The following is a 22,777-nucleotide window of genomic DNA, read 5'->3' as shown; positions in this document are numbered from 1 at the left end:
AACAGTAGCAACAATTGTCACTGAAGCCTAGGCCTCGTTGCCCTCCATGCGCCACCGAATGCCCGCCTCCAAGAAGCCGTCAATATCGCCATCCAGCACCTTGGACGGGTCACCGACCTCAAAGTTTGTGCGCAGATCCTTGACCATCTGATAGGGGTGCAGAACGTAGGAGCGCATCTGGTTTCCCCAGGACGCATTGCCGCCCGCGCCCAGCGCATCGAGCTCCGCGCGCTCCTCCTGGCGCTTGCGCTCCAGCAGCTTCGCCTGCAGCACGCGCATAGCAGAAGCTTTGTTTTGGATCTGGGACTTCTCGTTCTGACACGTCACCACGATTCCGGTCGGAATGTGCGTCAGGCGCACTGCCGAGTCCGTGGTGTTCACCGACTGCCCACCCGGTCCCGACGAGCGGTAGACATCCACGCGCACCTCCGAATCCGGCACCTCGATGGAGTCGGTCTGCTCCACCACCGGAAGAACCTCCACCTCAGCAAACGAGGTCTGGCGGCGCCCCTGGTTATCAAAGGGCGAGATGCGCACGAGGCGGTGCGCGCCCTGTTCCACGGAGAGCTGGCCGTACATGTATTCACCGTGGACAACGAAGGTGGCGGACTTGATGCCGGCTTCCTCGGCATAGGAGATGTCGTAGACATCCACCTTGTGGCCGTTCTTCTCCGCCCAGCGGGTGTACATGCGCATGAGCATTTCCGCCCAGTCCGCGGCATCGACGCCACCGGCGCCGGAGCGAATGTTGATGACAGCCTCGCGCTCGTCATACTCGCCGGAGAGCATGGTGGTGATCTCGAGTGATTCGATGGCGGCGCCCAGCTCCTTCAGCTCGGTATCCACCAACTCCTGGGAGGCCTCATCGCCTTCTTCTTCCGCCAGCTCAGCCATGACGGGTAGATCCTCGATTCTTCCTCGCAGGGAGGTCAGCTTGCGCAGCTTCGCCTGTTCCGCCGAAAGGGCTGAGGTCACCTTCTGGGCATGGCCGGGGTCGTCCCACAGCGACGGATCCCCCGCTTGAGCCTCGAGCTCGCGCACGCGCTCGGACACCGCCTCCGGGTCCATGACCTTCTCAATCGAGGTCAAGGTGGCGCTGAGTTCCTCAAGTCGTGCTGTTTGTTCCGGACGCATAGCCCCCTACTTTACTTATTCTCACTCCCTGATTAGCCATCGGCCGCATTTAGCGCGACAATAGGCGGCATGAGTGACCAGCCAAGCCTCACCGAGATGATCGATGCCATCATCAAGACCTTCATCGTCGCCCACGCGGACGATACCGATGCCCACCTTGCCCAGGCGCTTGTCTACAACGCCGGCCGCCTGGCCTGGCGCCTGCGCGAGCAGGGCGTAGATGTATCCCAAAAGACTGACCGCGCGGATGTCGTCACCAATGCCGATTTCGCCGCCGAGCGCTTCGTCGCCGGAGTACTTGAGGCCCTGCGCGGCGAGGACGGCATCGTGGGCGAAGAAGGCGCCAACCGTGAGTCGAAGTCCGGCCGCACCTGGGTCATCGATCCCGTCGACGGCACCTACAACTTTGCCTCCGGTTTCGACTACTGGTGCTCCGCACTTGCGCTTACCGACGCCAACGGGGTCATCCTTGGCGCCGTCCACCGCCCCGCCATGGGCTACACCTGGTTCGGTGGCCGTGACTTCCCCACCACCTTGGACAGCAAGGAGGTCACCCCGCTGGCCGATGCCCCCGCGGAAGACCTGTGCCTGTCGACCTACCTCCATCCTTCCTGCATCACCGATCCCAAGATTTCCGCAGCGTGGGAAAAGGTCGCCCCACACTTCGCCACCGTGCGCATGCTCGGCGCTGGGTCTGTGGATCTTTCCTCTGTGGCCGATGGCACGTGGGGCGCTTGGATGCAGCATTCTGTGAAGGACTGGGATTGGTATCCAGGCCAGGCGCTGGTCATCGCCGCCGGCGGCGCGGCACGCAAAGTTGAAGCCGGCGGTGTGGAATGGTGTATCGCGGGTAATAAACAGGTAGTCGATCAGATGGAGGAATGGCTCCGTGGGTAAGTACAAAGAAGACCTCGGCCTGGCCTTGGAAATGGCGGGCCATGCGGATGCTGTCACCATGCACCGCTTTGAGGCTGCCGACCTTTCCGTGAAGGAAAAGCCGGACATGACTCCGGTCTCGGATGCGGACTTAGCCTGCGAAAAGGCCATCCGTGAAGCACTCAAGCGTTCCCGCCCGCGCGATGAAGTCTTGGGCGAAGAGTTCGGCGGCGAAGCCTGCTACGAGGGCCGCCAGTGGGTCATCGACCCTATCGACGGAACCAAGAACTTCGTGCGTGGCGTCCCTGTCTGGGCCACGCTTATCGCTCTTCTGGAAGACGGCGAACCCGTCGTCTCCGTCATCTCCGCTCCTGCTTTACGACGTCGCTGGTACGCCGCCAAGGGCGGCGGCGCCTATCGCGTTTTCGGCGGCGAGCCGAAACGTCTGCGCGTCTCCGAGGTGGCCAATCTTGAGGATGCTTCCTTGGCCATGAGCTCCCTGGCCGGGTGGGGGCTTCACCGCGACACCTTCATTTCCCTGACCGACAAGGTCTGGCGCCTGCGCGGCTACGGTGACTTCTGGAACTACTGCCTGGTAGCCGAAGGTGCAGTCGACATCGCCGCCGAGCCTGAGGTTTCCCTCTGGGATTTAGCAGCTCCGGCTCTCCTTGTCACCGAGGCCGGTGGCCGCTTCACCAACGTCCGCGGTGAAGACGGCCCCCACGGCGGCTCGGCACTGGTCACCAACGGCACTCTGCACGAGGCCGCCCTCACCGCCCTCTCCTAACCCCGCGTGGCGCCCCAACGCCACACGCCGGCTTCGCTCCCCTGCGAGCCGCGCCGCGTAGGTCACTTCGATGGGGTCACTTCGATAGGGTCACTTCGATCAAATAAGGCCCCAGATCTTTAAAGATCTGGGGCCTTATTTGTTAGAAACGTACTTCTAGTTCTCCGGAAGCGTGAATCCAGAACCCACCTCACCGCGGCGGTTCAGATCCGCAACAATGGCATCGGTGTTGGAGACGACCGTCGGGTTGTGCAGCGCTCCTTGCCACGGAGTACGGCAGGACGGCAGTCCTGGGAACAGTCCACGGGAGACGGAACCGACGATGCGACCATCACGGAAAACTGGTGCACCGGAGTCACCCACCATGGCGCAGACCTGGTTCACGGAGATCTCCTTGCCGTGCTGGAAGGTCATACCGCAGGTGGTACCAGTGGCGACGCCACGCTTGCAGGCAACCTCACCCGGCTGTGCCGCGCCGCCGACACCGTAGGCGGTCACGCCGTTGTAGCTGCGGGTTACCTCAGCCTTGGAACCAAACTCAATAACCGAGTAGTCCAGGTAGGTGTTCTTAGTCACCAGGGTGCCGGTAGGGCCAACCTGCCAGGAGTCCGCCGACGACACAGGATCACCCACGTTGCCGCAGTGGCCAGCGGTGATGCCAACCTTGCGGCCTTGGGCATCGGTACCTGCTGCAGTCAGCGTGCACATCGTGTCCTCGCTGATATACAGCGGAGTGCCCGGGCCGTAGAGGGACTTACCCTCGGTCATCGCAGTGTTGGATTCCTCGGGTATCTGCGGTGCATCGTAGAAGGAACCAGGTACACGGTGCAGCACGTAATCTGCCTGCGGCTTGCCTGCAGCTAGTTTGGAGAACGAGTCGTTCTTCCACACGTAGTTCGGATCCGTGCCCTTCGGCACGAAGTCCGGCTGCGTAGCCTCCTGCAGCAGCCCAATCGGCTCCGGGTTGGTCAGCGGGTCGCCCGTGATGGCATCAGCACCGGTGTAGGCAGGAGCCTCCGGGAAAGCCGGCATCTGTGCTTGGTCCGCAACCTGGCGTGCTACTGGAGAGTCCGCCGCGGACGCCGCTGCGGCGGAAGCGTCTTGTGCTGCTTGAGCGGCGGCACCGTTGACGGCGGTATCGATGGCGTCGGTAAGCTCGGCGTCCACCGGCTTGGTCTCAATACCCACAGACGCCAAATCCGCTCGCACCTGGTCCACGATGCCCGCCGAATCTAGCTCCGGGATGGTGGGAAGTTCCTGGGCGCCGGCCGCCGGGTTGCCCAGGAAAAACGCACCTGCGAAAGCCGAGCCCACAAGGACTTTCTTAAGGTGCGGGATTCTTCGCATTACGCAATTCCTCTTTCACTTCTTCTCGTATTGGTCTATAAGACCTACCCATGATGGCACGTCCACTGTGGCGTGTGTTTCAACCGCGTGGGACTGTGTCCAACCCGTTACATTACTGACAGCTTTCGGGTGCCCCCTCTTTTCTTTCACCACAGTCCCCTACCCCCGCCCAGACCTACAATGGAGGTATGTCTGAGAACCCCACCTCGCCATCATCAGCTGCAGACATTTCGGAAATTGTCGCCATTGTCCTGCGTGATACTCACGGCCGAGTTCTTGTCATTCGCGCTACGTCCACCCCAGAATTCGTCCTGCCTTTCGGCTCCATTGACAGCACCCTCAATCCCGCCCGCGCGGCCCAGCTCATCGCCCACGAAGCCATACGCGCGGTGGTCGATATGTCCAAGCTGCGCCGGCTTGCCACCTATATCTCCCCAGCCGCCAACGACGCCCCACAAACTATCCACGCGCACGTGTATGTCTACGAAGAAGAAATCTCTGTTGCGCACCCCGACAAAGAGATTGCCGAGCTAGCATGGGTCGATCCCGCCGCTCCGGATGTCGATATCGCCCCATTACTCAAGGAGAGAGTATTCCCCGCCTTGCAGGATCTCTAACCTCCTAAACCCTAGACTCCACCCCATGACTACGCAGCGACTACTCCCCGTTCTCGCCGCCGGTTCCCTTGCCCTCGTGTTGACCGGCTGCAGCAGCGATGACAGCACGGACGCCACGCTTTCCGACGTCTCCCCCGCCCCCGTTTCCCTCTCCCCGAGCCCCGAAAGCCACGCCACTCCGCAGGCTTCCGATGACACTGATGCCGTGTCCACACCGCTTGCGTCAGCAGACAGTCCTGCGTCGGATGCTTCGTCGTCTAAGGCGACGCAGGAGGACACAGCTGAAACAGTTCCAGCCAGCACCGAGGACGGTGCCTGCGCCACAGCGCAGCTCGATATCAGCCTCAACAATGAGCAGGGCGCAGCCGGTTCTCGCTTGGCTGATATCGTCTTCACCAACACCTCCAACGCTCCGTGCACTCTCACCGGATTTCCCGGTGTGTCCGCAGTGACGAACGACGACGGCACGCAGCTAGGCGCAGCCGCTGAGCGCGAAACCGGCCTCCCCAGTGCGACAGTAACCCTCGAGCCCGGCAAATCTGCCCGTGCGGGCCTCAAGATGACCGTCGTCGACGTGATAGATCCCGCCACCTGCCAGCGACAACCCGCCGATGGTCTCCGCGTGTACCCACCAGGCGAAACCGCCAGTGCCTTCATCCGCGTCGAAGGCCTCCAGGGCTGCGCTGGCGAGGCAAACTACCTCTCCGTCCAACCCGTCACCCCTGCCTGAACCCCACCCCCGGGGGCACGAGAAAATAGGCCTTTTCGCTTAACTGGCCACCACTTGAGCGCACCCCTGCACCTCCTGCAACACTCTTCACACCTAATCCCTGACAGCTATTGCACAGTGGACACACAGGAGGCATTATAAATCTGCCACATACTGGCGATTCTCTTCTCTCTCAAGGAGCTCTCATGATTCATCTTTACAGGCTTGAGCAAACCCTGCCGCAGATTATTGGTGCCATTATCACCATCATCGCCATCATCGCCGGTGCCGTTAACGGTGCTGGCAGCTCGAATCCTAACCCCGGCAACGCGACCCAGCCAGCCCCGCGCCCATCGGTGACAAGTGAGAACCTTATTCAGCCAAACTCGAGCCAGTACCTGCTGAACATGGACTACGTCAACAGCATTACGGTCAATGGCCAAACCATTTCCGACACCATGGTCCGTACCCGCACCACATCGGACAGTGAAGCGTACGTCGGACGAGGCGATCTGAATGGCAAGTACAACACCCTGACCTTTAGCCTTGCTTGGGATGAGAACATCAAGCGCAGGGAAGGCATCGACTCTGCCGTCGTGAAGGTCTACCTCGGCAAGAACCGTGCAGAGTACGCGAAGTCTTACGTTGTTAAGCCCGGTCAGGTAGTTAACTCCGGCCCCATCAACATCAGCGGGCTGGACAAAGTGCTTGTTGAGGTGGAGCCAATCCACGGCCCTGGTCTTGCCATCTTTAACGCACGCCTCCACCGCTAAACAATATATTTCCCAGTGACCCAGAACGTTCTAGTTCTGGGTCTTTTCTCTTTCCAGCACAACGAAACCGGTGTCAGAGGTCTACACTCGCGACCATGGAATCCAAGAAGCTGACATCGCTGGTCTTTGGGAACGTAGTGCTGGAATCGCACATGACGAAGACCATCATCGTGGTCTACTCCCAGGACATGCGATCCTGGTACTTCCGTCCTAGCCCGTATACAGAGCTCAAGGTTCCCCTCGATGAGCTGCGGGGGAAGCTGAGCAGAGAACGCGCGGAGCTCATTTCAGAGCGCATTTTTGATAACGTCAAGCTGGAGCTCGAGGAAAGCTACGCCGGAGGCGTCGACCGCGCCCAAAAGGAGCTCTGCGGCTGGCTCTTGCATGAGGAATCAGCCGCTTAAACCATCGTCAGGCCGTTGTAAGTGCTGATTTAGGCTCGATGCGGCCCGTTGGACCGTATGCTAGCCGGCGATGTGCCCACTCGAATGGGCCGGGTTTGCCCCAAGCCTCAAGCAAAGCGGCAAGAAGCAGCGTCAGGACAAAGACCAGCAGACCGATTCCGAGCTTGCCACTCACCGAGGCATCCGCACCTAGCCCTAAACCAGCTGGGGTAACCAGGACAATGAAAAAGATCGACTGCGCAATGTAGCCCGACATTGAACGCTTGCCCAGAGCCACGAAAGCATAGGCCCACCTGGGAACACGGTTGTTGAGGTTCTCCGTGAGCAGTGCCAGTACAGCCAGAATGCCCGGACCAGTGAGAAAGCCGAAGGCTTGGTTCAGCATGAGGAAGACCGGTTCCAGTTCGGATGGCACGACACCAGCAGCCGCAAGACCCCACGGCAGCCCAATAAAGACGATGATCACGCCTGCAATGACAACCCAGGTGACTAGGGTGCGACGGTGCGCAGAAACGCTGGCCAGCACGCCCTCCCGCGCCCAGATGTACCCGATGAGGAAAACACCGGTCAGCCCAAAAAACATCAAGGGGATCTGTCCCAAAGCAGCGACCTCACCGCGCACGTTGCGGGCGAAGAAATCACCGAAGGTGACAAGCTCCCTGGTCATCGGCCGCGAACTGGGCAGAAGATTCAAGTAGCCAAAGTAAGCAGCCACCGCACCCGAACCGGCGAAAACCGCATAGCCGCCGAAGAACCAGTAGGCGATGCGCCGAAGCGTACGTGTCGAGAGCGTCAAGCACCAGGCCATTGCGAGGGCCATGAGGCCATAGACCAGCATGATGTCTTGATTGAACAGCAGGAAGCCATGTGCCAGACCAAACACTGCCAACAAGCCGTAGCGGCGGATGAGCACGCGGCGGGATTCCTTATCGGTGTAGCCCTTGCGATGCAGGCTGGCCGTAATAAGACCAATGCCGAATCCCGCCAGCATGCAAAACATGGGCAGTCCACGCACACGCACAAACATGCCGGTGAACACTGCAGCCACGACGTCGAAGGTGCTATCGGGACGCACACCGCCCACGGAGGAGCTTGGCCCCACGGACCACTCGTTCACAATCCAGCTTTGCACGGCGTTCGCCATGGCAATCCCCAATAGAGCCGTACCGCGCGCTAAGTCAGGGACGATCAGACGTTGTCGTTTCTCCTGCATACACCCTATTTTACTTCGTCAAAGCATCACCTGACGGTGCTTTGACTAGGCTAAATCCCATGCTTGAGCCACTGTCGTACTCTTCAACTGAGGGCTTCCCACAGCTGCACATGTCCCGCATCATCGATGCCGATTTCGACGCCGCGGCAGACAAGCTCTTCCGCTGGGGCCTGCAGCGCAGCGGCCTCTTCCGCGTGCGCGCTACTCATGACGTCGTGGAGGAAGGCGCAGAGGTCAGACTCGGGTTGGGGCCGTGGGAGTTTCGCTGCCGAGTGGTGGAAGTATTTAGGGAGCCAGGCCGCTGCGGCTTTACCTACGGCACCCTCCCCGGCCACATCGAGCGCGGCGAAGAAACCTTCACACTAGAGCGCCTGCGGGATGGGCGCACGCTGCTGCTTGTCGACGCCTCCTCCCAGCCCGCCCGCCTTACCTTCCTACGCCCGCTGCTCGATATTCCCCGGCGCGCATTGATCCGGTGCTTCTATCTGCGGGCGTTGGACGGTTAACAGTGGGGGCCACTCCCCTCGCGAGCCGCTGTCGACAGCAAGGCCCCCGCGCATAATGTAGCTTGACTCACATGAATACAGCGCCTCGCTTCTCGTCGTCATCACGATTCACCGCGTTACTTGGCTTCCTAGCCGCCATCGCCATTGCCATTGTGGCTGGGATCTTTCCAGTAGCCGCTGCCGACGACAAGACAGTAGAATCCCCCAGCCCATCCACGTCGAATGCTCCGTCTGGCTCCAGCACTATGGCCCCCACCATGGTGGTCTTCGATTCCTCCGGTTCCATGATCACCAACGACGCCGGCGGCCAGACCCGCATCGATGCTGCCAAAGAGGCCGCCCGAACCTTCATTAGTGAAGCCGGCGACGATGCCCCGCTGGGCCTTGTCACCTACGGCGGCAATACCGGCGAGGCGCCCGAGGATGAGGCGGCCGGTTGTCAAGACATCACCGTGGTAACACCACCCGAGGCAGGCAACACTGAGAAGATGATTGCCCACATGGACGGCTTGCAACCCCGCGGCTTTACCCCCATCGGTGAGTCCCTGCGAAAAGCCGCGGCCGAACTGCCAAAGGAAGGCCAGCGCAGCATCATCTTGGTCTCCGACGGCGTGGCCACCTGTACCCCGCCACCAGTGTGTGGCGTAGCCAAGGAGCTTAAGGAACAAGGTATCGATCTCGTCATTAACACGGTGGGCTTCAACGTTGAGCCCGAGGCTCAACAGGAACTGCAGTGCATTGCCGACGCCACCGGCGGCACCTACGCCGATGCTTCCGACGCCGATAGCTTGGCCAAAGAACTACGCCGCGCCGCCCCGCGCGCTTACAACGCCTACGAATCAGACTTAGAGGAGATCGAAGGCGGCAAATCCGAAGGAGCCGCAGCCAAGGTGGACCGTGACGTAGAGGCCTTCTCCACTAGCCTTCCGCCGACGGAAGGTAAAAGGTACTCCGCTGAGTCCACGACCTTCTTCACCACCCCCATTGCTGAAGGCGAGCGCGTGGTCATCAGCGCCAACACGACGCAAGAGCCGAGCATCAACAACTTCCGAAAAGGTGGATCACTCCATTTAGCTGTTAGATCAGTTGAGCTATCCTGCGAACTCGACACCGCTACCGATAGTGATATCGCGGTGAACCAATACCAGACCGCAACCTTGTATAGCACCCAGGGCGGTGAAGAGGGATGTGATTCCGATGAACTCGCCTTCACTATCGAGCGGACAGGCGACTGGAAGCAGGATGAAGAGCTCGGCGTCGAAGTGACCATCACCCGCTTTGGCGAACCGAATATGGACGGACAGCCAGATCCAGCTGAAGAAAAGACCGAACCAGGCCACATCACGGCTTCCAGCGACCCCGCCGAGGTAACTCCCGGAACGTGGTTCACTAATGCAACTGAGCTCACCCCTCAACAACCTGTACGCGCACAGATTGTTCCCGGCGAAACGCACTTTTACCGTATCCCTGCCGAGCACGGGCAGCAGGTTGCCGGCACGGTTTCCATGGTCGAAGAGGCCGAAGACTTTGAGAACAACGGAGCGGGTGACGCCCTGATCGTTACCGCGTACAACGAAGCCCGTGCACAGATTGACGTTGAGGGTTCCCACACAACCATTCAGAAAGACAGCAAGAACGATTTCAGCTACCCAGCGCCCATCCTCTTTGCTAACCGCTACGGCGGCTCGAACGGCAACGGTTCGGTGGGTCTAGGAATTGAAAAGGTGTGGCAGGGCGGCGAGCAATACATCGCCGTCAACTACGAACAGTTTCATTCTGAACAAGAAATCGACGAAACCACCCAGCTACCTGTTCTTACGTATGACCTCGTTGCCGATGTTCTCGGCGACCCAGTTCCAGAACCGACCTTTGCACCGGTCAAGCTTGAGACTGAGAAACCCTCAAAGGCACCGGAGCTAGCTACACGAGACAACGCCGATAACCAGGCGCAAAGCAAGGACGACTCCTCCTTCTTCTCTGCTATCCCTCTTCCTCTTATCGGTGGTCTGGGATTGTTAGTCCTACTCGGGCTCATCATTGCTCTGGTTGTGGTTATTCGAAGCTTGAACCGCTAACCACTCCACGGCGCCCACCCGGATCGGGTATTAGGAGTCAAAGCCGCCCTCAGGGGTCCATGTCTTTGTCACGGCCAAGGTCACCGAAGCGTCGGGGTCTTCGACGTCAGAGACGCGATAATAGTTCATGTCAACTCGTCCCGGGAACAGGTTGGCAACGGCATAGCCATGGGAGTCGTAATCCAAGTGCTTGACCCACGGGTTGGCGCTCTTAATGGCATCCTCAATAAGCAGGGACGTGGAATTGTCTTCTGCATGGTAGATGCCAGTGTAAGTGGTGAGGATTTCGTCGATGTTCGGCGCCGAAGTCGACGTGGTCACCATCTCACACGCCACGCGGTTCTCACCGCGATAGATGTCGTTGGCCCATTCAGAGTGAATGTCACCGGTGATAAACAAAGAATTTCCCTCACGCGCCTCAAGGGCTTCGAGAAGGCGGTCCCTATCCGCGGTGTAGCCATCCCACTGGTCAGAGTTGACAGCGAAACCTGAGGTATTTCCCTTGACGAAGCGCAGGCCCTCGTTCGCTGCGTCGTTGCCCGGAAAAGTCATGATGCGCATCGGGGCCATCATCACGGAGTTGCCCATCACCATCCACGTCGCGTCCGACATCGAGATGGTGTCGCGCAGCCACTGCAGCTGTTCATCGCCCACGATGGTTCGGTTCGGATCGCCAAAGTTGGCGGAGGTGGTCTCTTGGTCACGGTAGGTACGCAGGTCCATCATGGTGAGTTCCATCAGGGATCCGAAGCGCAGATTGCGGTAGAGTTTTCCACCCTCACTCAGCTGCTTCTGGCGCAGCGGCATCCATTCGTAGTAGGCCTGCAGCGCATCGTTCCAACGCCTTGTCCATTCACCTTCCACAAACCCCGGGGTATGGTTTTCCGCTCCCTCGCGCCACGAGTTATTGGCGGTCTCATGGTCATCCCACACCACGACCCACGGTGCTGCTGCATGCGCTGCTTGGAGGTGCGCATCCGTGCGGTAACGGCCATAGCGGATGCGGTAATCCTCGAGAGTGACGATTTCCCACACTGGGTGGTGCGGGCGGGCAACTCCGCTCTTACCAGCATATTCACCGGTGGGGTACTCGTAGATGTAGTCACCGAGGAAGACCACGAAGTCGATCTCTCCTGAGCGGCCGCGCTCCGCCATGTCCTTGTAAGCATTAAAGAATCCGGACTCGTAGTTAGCGCAGGATGCCACAGCGAAGGTAAGACTTTCCACCTCAGCATCAACCGCCGGAGCAGTCTTCGTTCGGCCAACCGGGGACACTGCTCCTTCGTGCGGGCCGGATGCTACTCGGAAGCGGTAGAAGTACTCGGTATCAGGGGCGAGCCCAAAAGGATCGACATGGACGGTGTGATCGTGATCAACGGACGCAGTGACCCTGCCTTGAGCTACCACGGAGTTCATGGACTCGTCGGTCGCGATTTCCCAGTCGACATCGACGTCCTCGCCCATTCCGGACCCCGGCAGGCAATCTCTGTCCGGGGTGACGCGTGTCCACAGCACCACTGACGTGGGTAGAGGATCACCCGAAGCGACGCCATGGAGGAACGGGAGTTGTGCGTCGGAATCCTGGTTGTAGGTATCCAGCGGTGCGGTTCCTGTTTCGGTGCGTTGCGCTGCGGCAGAAGCTAGGCCAAATCCAGCAGCTGCGGTGGTAGCGCTGGCGGCACCCCAGCGCAGTGCTGTACGACGATTGATACGAGACGGAGTTAAAGAATTAGCTGAGAAATTGCTCAAGTGTGACGGCCCGTTCATGGACCCAAATTCGTGGGACATGAAGCTTAACCTAAGCCCATCAAAAAGGTGCCTTCAACACATACAAACCCGTTGCAACCCCCATTGTAGGGGACTTTCTCTAGATTTTTACTCCGATTAACCAAGGATTCATCTGTGCGTGTTTCTGTATGGAAGTCATCTTCGACTCTCCGTTTTCTCGGCGGAGTTCCCTGCTGACGGACAGCTCCCTTAAGATTTCTCACACAAAGGCATAACAAGACAATAATGAAACTTTTCCGTTTTTCTCCGGCATCAGCAGGCGTAGCCGTCGTCACTGCAGCCGCGCTCACGTTCACCGCACAAGTTGGCGTACCGTTTGAAGCTTCAGCACAGACTGATCCGACGTTCCGCATGGTGCTCCAGCCAGGAAGCGATGAGAGCTCTGTGATCGTGTCTTGGCGCACCAAGGGCCCAGCCGATAAGGAAGTTCTCGAAATCACCGGGCCGGAGGGCACGCAGACCTTCGATGCCCAGGAAAAGGATGCCGGTGCCGTGGCGTATGTCTCCAACAACGCCACCGCGACCGGGCTAAAAGAAAATACCGAGTACACGTACCGTGTTGGTTCGGATGAAGGCGGTTGGTCTGCGGAAGAAACCTTCAACACCGGTAGCTTCGGGGAAGACTGGCGCTTCATCACCGTTGCCGACGCCCAGATCGGCGTCGATACAGATATAAAGGGGCAGACGGATCAGTGGAACACCACTATCAAGAATGCCACTGCAGACTACCCAGACGCCAACATGATTTGGTCCTTGGGCGATCAGGTCGAAGGCTGGGGCTCCACCGTGGCGCAGTATGACGGCTTTTTCTCTGCACCTGCGATCCGCAACTACCCTACAAATGCGATTCCAGGTAACCACGAGACCTACCCGTCAGACTTGGCGATGAAGCACTACGACGAGCACTTCATCAACCCGAATCAGGATTCAGATCTGCGCAACTTCTACTTCGAGCGCAACAACGTCCTATTCATCGGTTTGGACACTAACGCCCATAGCGAAGCCGATATTGATCGCCATGCGGAGTTTCTACGTAAGACCATTGAGAACCGTGGCGCCTTTAACGACTGGGTCATCGTAGGCATGCACCACTCCTTCTTCTCTCAGGGAACCCACTACACGGATACTGACGTCACCGTCCTCCGCGAAAAACTAGCTCCCGTAATGTCAGATCTAGATGTGGATGTTGTCCTCAGCGGCCATGACCACATCTACACCCGAACCCACCTCATGGACGGCCTTACCCCAGTTGAAACCCCGGGCAAGCGTGGCGATGTCCTCGACCCCAACGACGGCGAGGTCCTTTACATCACCACCAGCTCCGCCGGTGGCGGTAAGTTCTATGATTTCCAGGGCGAAGACGGCAAAAAGTACCCCAATGCCCGCATGGAGAACATGGATCCAGCGCTAGTGCACGATTCCACTGCGTTCTGGCGCCAGGACTACGACGAGGACTACATGGTCGTCGATGTGACCGGTGAGACCCTCACCTTCCGCACCTACAACGCCAACAATCCGTATCTGGTGGATAAGGTCACCATCAACAACAATGACCGCGCTATCCCTGAACCTCGTGAAGAGGAGCCCACCACTCCAGCACCTGCCACGACCACTGAGGTCGTCACGACTGTGGTCCCTACGACCATCACCACCACCGAAACCAAAGAGGTTCCCACCACGGTAACCACTACTCTCCCCGCAGAGAAGACGACCAAAGTCATCACGACGACGGTCCCGACCACCGAAGTAAAGACAGAAACCAAGGACGTGCCCACGACGATCACGTCCACTGTGAAGGAGCCTGCACCGGCCGAAGTCGAGACCAAAGTAGTTCCCACTACAGTCACGTCCACTGTAAAAGAACCAGGCACAACCAAGGTAGAGACCACAGTCGTTCCCACTACCGTCACTTCCACTGTTAAGGGAGACGGTGGAACCAAGGTGATTACCAAGGAGGTTCCAACGACGCTTACCTCCACGGTCGTGGTCCCCGGTGGCACACGGACCGAGACCAAGGTAGTGCCCACCACGATTACCTCTACTGTGGCTGGTAAGCCGCAGGAACCGTCCGAGCAGAAACCACGCCCCTCTGAGGAACCGTCTAAGGAGCGGATGTCCTGCGAGGAGATTTCCTCGGGGTCGTCGGGAAGCTCGGCGCACTCTTCTGAGAGCTCCTCGGACGAGGATTGCATGTCTTCGCGCGGCGGCGTCATTGGATTCCTGCTCGGTGCAATCAGTGCACTAGTCGTCACCGGCGGCGCGGCTGCCTTGGCCCCGAACAGCCCACTTCGCGATAACATTCAGCACATGCTCAACTCGATTTTCGGGATCTACATCAGACTGTTCTAATCACCCCCTAGACAACGGTGGTGCCTTGCAGAAATGTCCCTTAAGCCTAGCCGCGCTCACGACGATCGTCGTTCACGGTAAATAGTGCCCCGAATCTGCAGGCGCAAGATTTCGGGGCTTATTTACGGCGACGGTAAGGTCTAGCCTTGGAGTCGGCCTTCGGGCCGAGCGGTCCGAGGCCGGCAAAACGAGAAGACCCACCAGCCGAAGAGACTGGTGGGTCTCGGAAGTTGGTAGCGGAGGCAGGATTCGAACCTACGACCTCTGGGTTATCGGATTACATTCGAGCCTAACTGGTGTTATTCGATTCTGGCCATGCAGTTTAAGTGCGTTTTCGATCATTTAGAGCCATTTAGAAACATCCAGAATCATGCCCCTAGTGCACCACCTAGTGCACCACCCTCAAGCGCGGACTGCATGGCCGAAACGTCGGTGAGATCGGTGTAGTTTCGAGCGTTCATAGCTTCAGTGTGGCCGAAGAAGGCGCTGCGGATCTCAGCAGGAACGCCGCGAGCGATTGCGCGGTTGTTGAGCACCGTGCGCCACGCGTGTGATCTCATGGAAGAAACGGCCGGGTCTTCAAGTTGGACGCCAATGTCTTTGTAGAGCGCCGCACACGCCTTGACTGCGTTATCTGTCCGCCAGTGCGAGTGCTTGTCTCCTGGTGCCGGAAGGAGCGGATCGCCGGGGCCGATTGCCTTGATTCGCTCTAGCCAGAATTTCTCGCACCGCGCATCAAGCATCGGTACGGTTCGCCCCCGGTGAGTCTTGGAGTGTTCTGCCTGCACTGTTACTGCCAGTGAGCCTTGGTCCACCGTCACGTCCTCACGGGTGAGCGCAAGCGCTTCACTAATGCGCAAGCCGGTACCCGCCTGTAGCACGGCCAGCGCCACGGTGATTTCGTGCTTCTTAATGGAAGTGTGCCGCCTATCCGTCCCCGGCGGAATCGGCCCGGAGGTATCGCGTGCTACGAGATGATCAACCACTGCGTCATACTGTGCATCAGTGAGCGCGGGCGACTGGCTTGGCTTGCTGCCTTTTCGGGTGTCCCCGAGGTCGATAGAAATACCCCTCAGCAGGTTGTGGTCGATAATGCCTTCGCGGATCAACTGGTCAAGAACGTACTTACTCAGCACGGTACGTGCCTGCCGTGCAGACTCGGCACCGTGGTCACGGCCGATATCTTGGAGCGCTCGCTCAAGAGTCCTGAACCTCACGGCGTCGCCGATGGTCAGCCCGTCTAACTGTCGGCGTAGCTGCGACAGTGCCAGCTCATAGCGCTTCTTCGTATTGGGCCTCAGACGCGCGGCACTTACGGCTGGTTCGCTGACCTCGTCGATGAAGACTGTTATGCGTCTTGCTTTCGTCCAGTCACTTGTGGATGTGTTGAGATAACCGTCGATCATCTCTTTGGCCTTAGCCCGAAATTCGCCCTTCGTTGCCGCTCGGACATGAAACCGTCTGGAGCGCCCTTCCCAGTTCTTGACGGTAAAAAATTCGTCAAACGGTCCTCGCGTGCGCGTGTCAAGGACGCGCTCAACAGTATCTTCACCCGGTTGAAGCGGTGCCCTCGATGCTTGCTGTTTCTTTGCCATGCACACAACCATAGCACCACTTTTGTATAGGTTCGAATAATGGTAGAGTTGGGTGCATGAGCACACAACGTCCTGCCGTCTGGGATTCTCCCGAACTGGTACAGCTCCGCCTGGATGATGGTGCAACATCTGTAGAAGAGCGGGAAGCTGAGCGAGCAGCTCTTGCACGGGACCTCAGGGAGATCAACGCTCGTCTTGAAGAGCTGAGTGCTGCGATCAAGGCTGCGCGAGGCGACAGTGCGCTTGCCGCCAATAAGCGTGGACTCAAGACGCTAAAGAAGGCACTCACGGACCGGCTACGCGAGCTTGAACACGGCGGACTGCCTGCACCTGGTCTTCAATCTGGAGCAGCCACGTCGGCACATGCAGGCGCACACTGGGGTACGGCCTCAAAGACCGATCTTCCCTACAACGAATGGCTTCCGTCTCTGTTCAGCTGATCGCGAGGATTTAAAACGGAAGTAACGAAACATGTTACCGCAGGCTACAGGGTGTTTTGCAGGACGTTTCGTAAACACCGAAAAGTAAAGAAACAAATTACGAAACGAAAAAACACAGTGTGAGCAGCGGAAATGCAATCCGCTTCGTTATTTTTCACTCTTTTGAAGAACATCTAAATAAAGAGAGACGCTGTACTTCTTTTTCTGCGTCACGCCACGCGAAGGCTGCGTGACTGTACCCATACTCTATAGAGCGCGTTTTCATGTGATATGCATCACTGCTGCTATGCCACTGCCGCTATGCCACACGAAGGCTGTGCGACTGTACCCATACTCCGTAGAGCGCGCCTTTGTGTGATGTGTCTCACTATCTATGCGCCACGGCGGCAGCAGCTGTCGTAAAACAGTAGGGGGCAGGGGATAAGGGGGCTTCTATACCCCACGCGTAAGGAAAAAGAAGAAAGACATTAATTGGTATTTACCAACTAATACGTTTTTTACTTTTCTAGGCTTCAGGGGCAGAACCATCCCCCGTATCTCCCTATCCCCCTTCGGGCCCTTATACTCCGACACCCTTCACGTGTGGGTCACGTCATATGCAACATCTATGTGTCTCTGCCCTAAAAGAGTTGAGCCGAAAAGTAGCGAAATTACGAAACACGTACGCAGCCATGTACCTCTATGCAGGTCACAGTCCTGTGGCATGTTTCGTAATTTGGTTCTTCGATTTTTCTGTGCTTACGAAACCGCAGGTCAGGCGTTTCGTAATTTTTTCGATGCTTGAACGCCAAATTACGAAAGGGCGCGTACTACGAAATATGCTGCATCAGCAAAGTGCTTCAACTTATCTCGCAACACCCCTTTTTCAAACAGCCCTAAATGGGCTAGAATGGTTACCAGCCTTCCGGGTATCGCCAGCGAGGTCCCGTCCTCGAAGTAAGTGGAATAACGATTTAGAACCGGACATGAAGTAGCCCCTAAGCACAACGGTGCAGGCTGGGGTGAATTTTCCATGTCTGGAGTTAATCGTGAGTACTCGTGCAGATATCCCCCGTCTTGCCGTGAAACCTACTGCCGCCGCTGAGATGCTCGGCTTGTCGCGTGGCACCCTGTGTAATTGGCGTGCTGAGGGTCGTGGTCCTCGCTACATCAAGTCTGGTAAACAGATCCTCTACCGCGTCAGCGACATTGAAGCCTGGCTCGACGCTCAGCCTAGGTTTCCCGATTTCCGACCGCAAACCCAAAAAGTCCGGCACCACTGAGCCGTGAAGACTGCGTGGTGCCGGACTATTTCGGTATTTCTTTGTACCCCGTACGGGATTTGAACCCGTGTTACCGCCGTGAGAGGGCGACGGCTAGACGAACGGGGCGCGTTCGCTGTTGATTGCGACTTGATAAATGTAAAGGACAGTCGGAAAAGAACCAAATCGGCTGGTCAGAACATCTATTTCGGGTACACCAACGGAGTGGTGATGCGCAGGCCAACGGTATCGCCGACCTCAGGCTTCGGATCAGCCGCCATGCGGGCTCGAAATTCCACGCCACCAGCCTCGAGATTCACCGAATAGCTGCTGACCTCGAACAGCACGGATGTCACGGTCGCCTCCACATCGCCTTCAGCGGAGGACACGACGTTGACTGCATCGGGAAGGACAGCGACGGTGACCGCCGCGCCGTCGTCAAGCATTCCTGCGTCGCTGATGGAGCTCACCTCGCCACGCTTCCACGTCAGAGCCGGCTTATCGACGACCACCTCTCCCCCGCGCACCGTGCCGTCGAGAAGCGTGGCGTCGGAGATGAACGATGCCACCCATGCGCTTGCGGGCTGGGTGACCACTGCGTGTGGCGCGTCGAATTGCTCGAGTGTTCCGTCGCGCAGCACAGCGATGCGGTCAGCGATCGCGATGGCTTCTTTCCGGTCGTGCGTGACATGCACCGTGGTCAGCTCATTGTTGCGGGTCAGCGAGACGATCTCGCGGCGCAGCGCATCGCGCAAAGGTTCGTCGAGGGCGGACAGTGCTTCGTCGAGAAGCAAAACGCGCGGTTCCGCGACAATCGCGCGGGCGAGCGCCACGCGCTGCCGCTGGCCGCCCGACAACGTCGACGGCTTGCGCTTTCCGTACCCCGCGAGGCCGACGGTCTCAAGTGTGCGCTCTACGCGGCTGGCGACCTCGCTGCGCTTCACACCCGCGCGGCGCAGCGGGTACGCGACGTTGTCCGCGACGCTCATGTGCGGCCAGACGGCATGCTGCTGAAAGACCATGCCCATGTGACGCTTCTCCGGCGGTGTTGCCGAGACGTCCTCACCGCCTAACGCGATGGTGCCCTCGGACGGGTCGATAAATCCCGCGATGGTGCGCAATAGCGTCGTCTTTCCCGAGCCTGACGGTCCGACGAGCGCGACGAATTCGCCGCTGGGAATGTGCAGCGTGATGTCGTTAAGGCCGCGTGTGCCGTCCGGGAATGTGACGCCGAGGTTGACGATATCGATGTCGCTCATCATGACTCCTTAGCGGGATTGCGCACGGTCAGCGCGAGGGCGGCGATGCCGATCGCCACGAACATGAGCGCGAGTGCGGAGGCTTGGTTGTAATTACCGGACTGCTGCAAATTGAACAGCTGCACACCGATCGTGGTCGTGCCGGGAGCGACGAGCAGGATCGAGATGGTCAGCTCGCGCACGGCTGTCACTGCGACGAGTACAGCGCCCGAGGCGACCGCGGGCAACGCCATCCGGCCAGAGGTATCCCACATCGCACGGAGCCGACCCGCACCAGAAACCTGCGCGGCCTCCTCCACCGCCGCCGGAACCTTCCGCAACGGCGCGCGCACTGCTTGAAGCACCATGGACGTGAACGCGCAGACATAGGCGAACAGAATCACCCAGCGGGTGTTGTACATGTCCGTGTAGCGCGACACAATCACCCAGCCGACGCCGATGATCAATCCGGGCAGCGCCGACGGCAGCAGGGTGACCAAGCTCAGCGCCGTATTCGACCGCGCTTGGGTGCGGGTGACCAACAGCCCGATCGCCCAGCCGAAGAGCCCGCACAGCAGCGCCGCCCCGGCGGCCAGGGTCACCGAGTTGATGAAGCCTTCCTGCACGCGCGGATTCGCCAGCGTGCGCGAGAAATTGTCGAGGGAGATCGTCTCCCACGTCAGCGGCACGCCCGGGGCAGGCAGGAACGCGCGACGCGCCAAACCCAGCACGGGCCCCAGGGTGATCGCCAATGCGATGATCCACGTCACCACGGTCACCGGCCACTTCGCGTTGCCGAGCGAGAGCTTCATCGTCCCGCCGCCGCTCACCGTCGACGACGCTCGCCTGGACACCAGGTAGTCCGCCACGACGGCGCCGATGCCCAACAGCATGAGCACAGCACCCACGGTGGACACCACCTGCAGCGGATTGCTCACCGTGCCGGATTCCATGAAACGGTAGACCATCGTGGCCAGCGTCTCGAAGCGCACGGGCGAACCGATAATCGACGGAATGCCGAAATCCGCCAGGTTCGCCACCGCCGTCAGCGTGAAAGAGCTCAGCAAGGCCGGGCCCAGCAAAGGAATCGTCACCGTGCGCAGCACCGTCCACGTGCCGGCCCCGCCGACGCGTGCGGCGAGCTCCAGGTCGGACGGAATCGACCGCAGCGCCGCCGCCACAATCACGTACACCAGCGGGTACGAGTGCAGCATCATCAGGAAAATGATGCCGTCGGCGCCGTACATGTCCCACAGCGGGCGCCCGAACACCGCGTTGAGCCCTTGATTACGCCCGAAGAGCTGCAGCCACGAGATCGCGCCAACGAACGGCGGCACGAGCAGCGGCGAAAGCAGAAACAGCCGCAGCGTGCCCGCGCCCGCAATATCGGTTCGTTCCAGCAGGACCGCGACAGCGGTTCCAACGAGCACAGCGCTTATCGACGACGCCAATGTCGTGTACACCGAATTCCACGTCGCCGTGGCTAGGCCCTGCTCCACCAAGACCGGAAACTGGTTGCCACCGAGCGCGAGTGAGATGACCATTGCCAGCGGCGCGATGAAGATCGCTGCCGCCAGCAGCCAGATGCCCAGCCGTGCGAAAGCGACGCCGCCGGAAGAAATACGTATGCCCACTATGTTTCGACTCGTCCCGTTTGAGTGACCGTGACAGATTTAGAGGAAGGCCGGGGACGGTCTTCCCGCTGATTTACTTGACTGCGTTCTGGAAGAACTCGACGGAACGCTCGCGGTCGTTCGACAGAGTCTCATCGTCGACAGTCATGAGCTCGATCTCCTCGAGCTTCGGTGCGCCGCCCGGGGTGCCCACGGAGTCGATTACCGGCAGGTAGTTCTGCTCGACAGCGATCTTCTGCGCTTCCTCCGACAGGATGAAGTTGATGTAGCGCTGGGCTGCTTCCTTCTTCTCAGAATCTTTGAACACGGCGATCGGCTCGGTGATGTACGGGGAGCCCTCGGTGGCGTAGACCTCCTTGATCGGAGAGCCCTTCGCCGCCAGGTCGCGCACCAGGTAGTCCACGACGACGCCGACCGGGTGGCCGCCGCCGGCGATCTCCTGCGAGGTCGGGCCGTTGGAGGCCGCGATCATCGGCTTATTCTTGCCCAGGTCTTCCACCCAGGTCTCGCCGAGTTTCTCGTTGTTCATCCACACCGTCGCGTTAAATGCCGCGGCGCCGGAGACAGCCGGGTCCGGCATGACGATCTTGTCCATGAATTTCTCGTCCGTCAGGTCCGCCCAGGAGGCCGGAGCATCAGCCTGGTCGACGACATCGGTGTTGTACGCGATGACCGTCGGGATGAGGCGGGTGCCCACATAAAAGCCGTCAGCGTCGACGACCTCCTCGAGCACGCCGTCCGTCTTCACATCATCGAATTTGGCCAGCAGGTCCTCGGACTTGAAGCCTTCGAAGGTCGGTGCGTCAGCGGCCCAGATGATGTCGCCCTCGACCTTGCCGGAGGACTTCTCCGCGTCGATACGCGCCTTCAGATCGCCAGTGCCCGCACGGTAGACCTCGACCTCGACATCCGGGTTCGCCTTCGTGAACGCCTGGTTGATCTCATCGACCTTCTCCTCCGGCTCGGAGGTGTAGACGGTGATGACGGTCTTCTCGCCGGACTTTTCTGCGGTGCTGTCGCCGTTTCCGCCTGCGGCAGAGTCATCGGTGCTCGGCTCGGAACAGCCTGCCAGAGCGATTGCTGCGGCGCCGCACACGGCGATCAGGGACAAGGGCTTACGGGAAATGCGCATGACAGTGTCGTCCTCTCAGATAGTTCTCAGACAGCGCTCACTGTAGCACCGACCGCCCCACCCCGCTCGCCAAGTGACGTATCCCGCACCTAGCTGTCGCGCATCTTCTCTCTGCGCATATCCAGCGCGATAGCGATGCCGATGACCGCAGCGTGGACATTCTCGTCGAGCCCCGGTTCAAAGGCGACGCGGTACGTCGTCTTGCCCATCAGCGCCCTGCCCATGCCGGAGAATTCCGCGTCCTCGCGAGCGATCGTGCGCCCCTGGCACGTCAACGCGTAGTTGAGCTGGAAGACCTCTCCTTTGATTTCCACCTGTGGGTAGCCCGCGATATCCACATCGTATTTCGCGCCGATCCAGGAGAAGCGCTTGGTGATGTGCGCGAGTACAGCGTCGCCTCCGGTCTGGGGGTCGACGCGGTGCACGCTGTACTTGTCGCGAATGAAATTCACCGGATCCTCGATCGCCAGCACTGGTGCACCTGCCGGATCGAATACTTCGACCCCGCGGGACGCTTTGAAGAAATCACTGAGTTTCAGAGTCTGCCGCGCGAGGCCGAGTTGTGTGCCCCGTGAGTCGGAAATGGTGAATTCGTCGCGGCCGATCGCCTTGGACTGGGAGATAACGAGGTCGGGGGTGTGGCGGGCGAGGACAGCAAAACGAAAACCCCACCAGCCGAAAAAGCTGGTGGGGTTTGGAAGTTGGTAGCGGGGGCCGGATTCGAACCGACGACCTCTGGGTTATGAGCCCAGCGAGCTACCGAGCTGCTCCACCCCGCGTCGAGATGTACTTCCACACATCAAGCGCTCTGCACACTGTCCCGCGTGCTGGCGACGGATGTAACTATACAGACACCATGGCGCCCACCCAAATCCCCTGGGCAGGCGCCATCTTACGCTGAGGCGCCAGGCTTGATTCC

General features: G+C 59.4%; 20 protein-coding genes and 2 tRNA genes. 11 read left to right on the top strand and 11 right to left on the bottom strand.

Annotated elements, in window-relative coordinates:
- Positions 1 to 27: 27 nt before the first annotated feature.
- Positions 28 to 1,134 carry a peptide chain release factor 2 gene (prfB, locus tag NX84_RS04820; protein ID WP_039674298.1) on the bottom strand — a complete coding sequence of 369 codons (1,107 nt, stop codon included), beginning with the start codon at positions 1,132 to 1,134 and terminating at the stop codon, positions 28 to 30.
- A gap of 69 nt (positions 1,135 to 1,203) precedes the next feature.
- Here prfB and NX84_RS04815 point away from each other — a divergent pair, with 69 nt between their 5' ends.
- Together NX84_RS04815 and hisN are read left to right on the top strand one after the other, a co-directional pair.
- The gene (locus tag NX84_RS04815) at positions 1,204 to 2,031 is read left to right on the top strand and encodes an inositol monophosphatase family protein (RefSeq protein ID WP_039674295.1); all 828 of its coding nucleotides are present in this window, start codon (positions 1,204 to 1,206) and stop codon (positions 2,029 to 2,031) included.
- The gene (hisN, locus tag NX84_RS04810; protein WP_039674294.1) at positions 2,024 to 2,797 is read left to right on the top strand and encodes a histidinol-phosphatase; all 774 of its coding nucleotides are present in this window, start codon (positions 2,024 to 2,026) and stop codon (positions 2,795 to 2,797) included. The genes NX84_RS04815 and hisN overlap by 8 nt, the downstream gene beginning before the upstream one ends.
- A gap of 156 nt (positions 2,798 to 2,953) precedes the next feature.
- On the opposite strand, the gene NX84_RS04805 is transcribed toward hisN, so the two are convergent.
- Complete coding sequence (locus tag NX84_RS04805; RefSeq protein ID WP_039674292.1) at positions 2,954 to 4,144, bottom strand: S1 family peptidase; 1,191 nt, start codon at positions 4,142 to 4,144, stop codon at positions 2,954 to 2,956.
- Positions 4,145 to 4,332: 188 nt separating this feature from the next.
- Between NX84_RS04805 and NX84_RS04800 the strand changes: the two genes are divergently transcribed.
- The 4 genes from NX84_RS04800 (at position 4,333) to NX84_RS04785 (ending at position 6,647) form a co-directional block, all read left to right on the top strand.
- Positions 4,333 to 4,761 carry an NUDIX domain-containing protein gene (locus NX84_RS04800; protein ID WP_039674290.1) on the top strand — a complete coding sequence of 143 codons (429 nt, stop codon included), beginning with the start codon at positions 4,333 to 4,335 and terminating at the stop codon, positions 4,759 to 4,761.
- A 25-nt stretch (positions 4,762 to 4,786) separates the two neighbouring features.
- The gene (locus NX84_RS04795; RefSeq protein ID WP_039674288.1) at positions 4,787 to 5,491 is read left to right on the top strand and encodes a DUF4232 domain-containing protein; all 705 of its coding nucleotides are present in this window, start codon (positions 4,787 to 4,789) and stop codon (positions 5,489 to 5,491) included.
- Positions 5,492 to 5,676: 185 nt separating this feature from the next.
- On the top strand, positions 5,677 to 6,243 hold the full coding sequence (locus NX84_RS04790; protein ID WP_039674286.1) for a hypothetical protein: 567 nt from the start codon (positions 5,677 to 5,679) through the stop codon (positions 6,241 to 6,243).
- Positions 6,244 to 6,338: 95 nt separating this feature from the next.
- Positions 6,339 to 6,647 (top strand): hypothetical protein, encoded by a 309-nt coding sequence (locus tag NX84_RS04785; RefSeq protein WP_039674284.1) that lies wholly within the window; start codon positions 6,339 to 6,341, stop codon positions 6,645 to 6,647.
- 7 nt (positions 6,648 to 6,654) lie between these two features.
- Here the strand turns inward: NX84_RS04785 and NX84_RS04780 are convergent, their stop codons facing one another.
- Complete coding sequence (locus tag NX84_RS04780; RefSeq protein ID WP_039674282.1) at positions 6,655 to 7,860, bottom strand: DUF418 domain-containing protein; 1,206 nt, start codon at positions 7,858 to 7,860, stop codon at positions 6,655 to 6,657.
- A 59-nt stretch (positions 7,861 to 7,919) separates the two neighbouring features.
- Here NX84_RS04780 and NX84_RS04775 point away from each other — a divergent pair, with 59 nt between their 5' ends.
- A complete protein-coding gene (locus tag NX84_RS04775) occupies positions 7,920 to 8,366 on the top strand; it encodes a DUF1990 domain-containing protein (protein ID WP_039674280.1) in 447 nt (148 codons plus the stop codon).
- A 71-nt stretch (positions 8,367 to 8,437) separates the two neighbouring features.
- Complete coding sequence (locus NX84_RS04765; protein WP_231913699.1) at positions 8,438 to 10,441, top strand: vWA domain-containing protein; 2,004 nt, start codon at positions 8,438 to 8,440, stop codon at positions 10,439 to 10,441.
- A 30-nt stretch (positions 10,442 to 10,471) separates the two neighbouring features.
- Here the strand turns inward: NX84_RS04765 and NX84_RS04760 are convergent, their stop codons facing one another.
- Entirely contained in the window at positions 10,472 to 12,229 is a 1,758-nt protein-coding gene (locus NX84_RS04760) for an alkaline phosphatase D family protein (protein WP_231913700.1), read from the bottom strand.
- A gap of 225 nt (positions 12,230 to 12,454) precedes the next feature.
- Here NX84_RS04760 and NX84_RS04755 point away from each other — a divergent pair, with 225 nt between their 5' ends.
- Positions 12,455 to 14,578 carry a purple acid phosphatase family protein gene (locus tag NX84_RS04755; protein WP_082013902.1) on the top strand — a complete coding sequence of 708 codons (2,124 nt, stop codon included), beginning with the start codon at positions 12,455 to 12,457 and terminating at the stop codon, positions 14,576 to 14,578.
- A 368-nt stretch (positions 14,579 to 14,946) separates the two neighbouring features.
- On the opposite strand, the gene NX84_RS12600 is transcribed toward NX84_RS04755, so the two are convergent.
- A complete protein-coding gene (locus tag NX84_RS12600; RefSeq protein WP_231913701.1) occupies positions 14,947 to 16,173 on the bottom strand; it encodes a tyrosine-type recombinase/integrase in 1,227 nt (408 codons plus the stop codon).
- A gap of 56 nt (positions 16,174 to 16,229) precedes the next feature.
- Between NX84_RS12600 and NX84_RS04745 the strand changes: the two genes are divergently transcribed.
- Complete coding sequence (locus tag NX84_RS04745) at positions 16,230 to 16,613, top strand: hypothetical protein (protein WP_039674274.1); 384 nt, start codon at positions 16,230 to 16,232, stop codon at positions 16,611 to 16,613.
- A 989-nt stretch (positions 16,614 to 17,602) separates the two neighbouring features.
- Positions 17,603 to 17,875 carry a helix-turn-helix transcriptional regulator gene (locus NX84_RS12595; RefSeq protein ID WP_345968999.1) on the top strand — a complete coding sequence of 91 codons (273 nt, stop codon included), beginning with the start codon at positions 17,603 to 17,605 and terminating at the stop codon, positions 17,873 to 17,875.
- Between the two features lie 44 nt (positions 17,876 to 17,919).
- Here NX84_RS12595 and NX84_RS04740 read toward each other — a convergent pair.
- The 6 genes from NX84_RS04740 to NX84_RS04715 all read right to left on the bottom strand — a co-directional run bounded on the left by NX84_RS04740 (position 17,920) and on the right by NX84_RS04715 (position 22,637).
- Positions 17,920 to 17,983 (bottom strand) — tRNA-OTHER (locus NX84_RS04740).
- 74 nt (positions 17,984 to 18,057) lie between these two features.
- Positions 18,058 to 19,113: an ABC transporter ATP-binding protein gene (locus tag NX84_RS04735; protein WP_039674272.1), complete on the bottom strand. Its 1,056-nt coding sequence runs from the start codon at positions 19,111 to 19,113 to the stop codon at positions 18,058 to 18,060.
- Positions 19,113 to 20,636, bottom strand: a complete 1,524-nt coding sequence (locus NX84_RS04730; protein WP_111689423.1) for an ABC transporter permease — start codon at positions 20,634 to 20,636, stop codon at positions 19,113 to 19,115. The genes NX84_RS04735 and NX84_RS04730 overlap by 1 nt, the downstream gene beginning before the upstream one ends.
- A gap of 163 nt (positions 20,637 to 20,799) precedes the next feature.
- Positions 20,800 to 21,858, bottom strand: a complete 1,059-nt coding sequence (locus NX84_RS04725) for an ABC transporter substrate-binding protein (protein ID WP_039674270.1) — start codon at positions 21,856 to 21,858, stop codon at positions 20,800 to 20,802.
- 89 nt (positions 21,859 to 21,947) lie between these two features.
- Positions 21,948 to 22,481 carry an LURP-one-related family protein gene (locus NX84_RS12590; protein WP_082013901.1) on the bottom strand — a complete coding sequence of 178 codons (534 nt, stop codon included), beginning with the start codon at positions 22,479 to 22,481 and terminating at the stop codon, positions 21,948 to 21,950.
- A 79-nt stretch (positions 22,482 to 22,560) separates the two neighbouring features.
- Positions 22,561 to 22,637, bottom strand: a tRNA-Met gene (locus NX84_RS04715).
- Positions 22,638 to 22,777: the final 140 nt, after the last annotated feature.

Origin of the sequence: Corynebacterium minutissimum (assembly GCF_000805675.1) — a bacterium.
GTDB lineage: Bacteria > Actinomycetota > Actinomycetes > Mycobacteriales > Mycobacteriaceae > Corynebacterium > Corynebacterium minutissimum.
Note: the sequence above shows the minus strand (reverse complement) of the source record. Positions and strands in the feature narration are given on the sequence as shown.

Excerpts from the sequence above, each read along its gene's own strand:
- prfB (WP_039674298.1), bottom strand. The coding sequence starts at position 1,134 with ATGCGTCCGGAACAAACAGCACGACTTGAGGAACTCAGCGCCACCTTG.
- NX84_RS04815 (WP_039674295.1), top strand. The coding sequence starts at position 1,204 with ATGAGTGACCAGCCAAGCCTCACCGAGATGATCGATGCCATCATCAAG.
- NX84_RS04805 (WP_039674292.1), bottom strand. The coding sequence starts at position 4,144 with ATGCGAAGAATCCCGCACCTTAAGAAAGTCCTTGTGGGCTCGGCTTTC.
- NX84_RS04800 (WP_039674290.1), top strand. The coding sequence starts at position 4,333 with ATGTCTGAGAACCCCACCTCGCCATCATCAGCTGCAGACATTTCGGAA.
- NX84_RS04795 (WP_039674288.1), top strand. The coding sequence starts at position 4,787 with ATGACTACGCAGCGACTACTCCCCGTTCTCGCCGCCGGTTCCCTTGCC.
- NX84_RS04790 (WP_039674286.1), top strand. The coding sequence starts at position 5,677 with ATGATTCATCTTTACAGGCTTGAGCAAACCCTGCCGCAGATTATTGGT.
- NX84_RS04785 (WP_039674284.1), top strand. The coding sequence starts at position 6,339 with ATGGAATCCAAGAAGCTGACATCGCTGGTCTTTGGGAACGTAGTGCTG.
- NX84_RS04780 (WP_039674282.1), bottom strand. The coding sequence starts at position 7,860 with ATGCAGGAGAAACGACAACGTCTGATCGTCCCTGACTTAGCGCGCGGT.
- NX84_RS04775 (WP_039674280.1), top strand. The coding sequence starts at position 7,920 with ATGCTTGAGCCACTGTCGTACTCTTCAACTGAGGGCTTCCCACAGCTG.
- NX84_RS04765 (WP_231913699.1), top strand. The coding sequence starts at position 8,438 with ATGAATACAGCGCCTCGCTTCTCGTCGTCATCACGATTCACCGCGTTA.
- NX84_RS04760 (WP_231913700.1), bottom strand. The coding sequence starts at position 12,229 with ATGTCCCACGAATTTGGGTCCATGAACGGGCCGTCACACTTGAGCAAT.
- NX84_RS04755 (WP_082013902.1), top strand. The coding sequence starts at position 12,455 with ATGAAACTTTTCCGTTTTTCTCCGGCATCAGCAGGCGTAGCCGTCGTC.
- NX84_RS12600 (WP_231913701.1), bottom strand. The coding sequence starts at position 16,173 with ATGGCAAAGAAACAGCAAGCATCGAGGGCACCGCTTCAACCGGGTGAA.
- NX84_RS04745 (WP_039674274.1), top strand. The coding sequence starts at position 16,230 with ATGAGCACACAACGTCCTGCCGTCTGGGATTCTCCCGAACTGGTACAG.
- NX84_RS04735 (WP_039674272.1), bottom strand. The coding sequence starts at position 19,113 with ATGAGCGACATCGATATCGTCAACCTCGGCGTCACATTCCCGGACGGC.
- NX84_RS04730 (WP_111689423.1), bottom strand. The coding sequence starts at position 20,636 with ATGGTCATCTCACTCGCGCTCGGTGGCAACCAGTTTCCGGTCTTGGTG.
- NX84_RS04725 (WP_039674270.1), bottom strand. The coding sequence starts at position 21,858 with ATGCGCATTTCCCGTAAGCCCTTGTCCCTGATCGCCGTGTGCGGCGCC.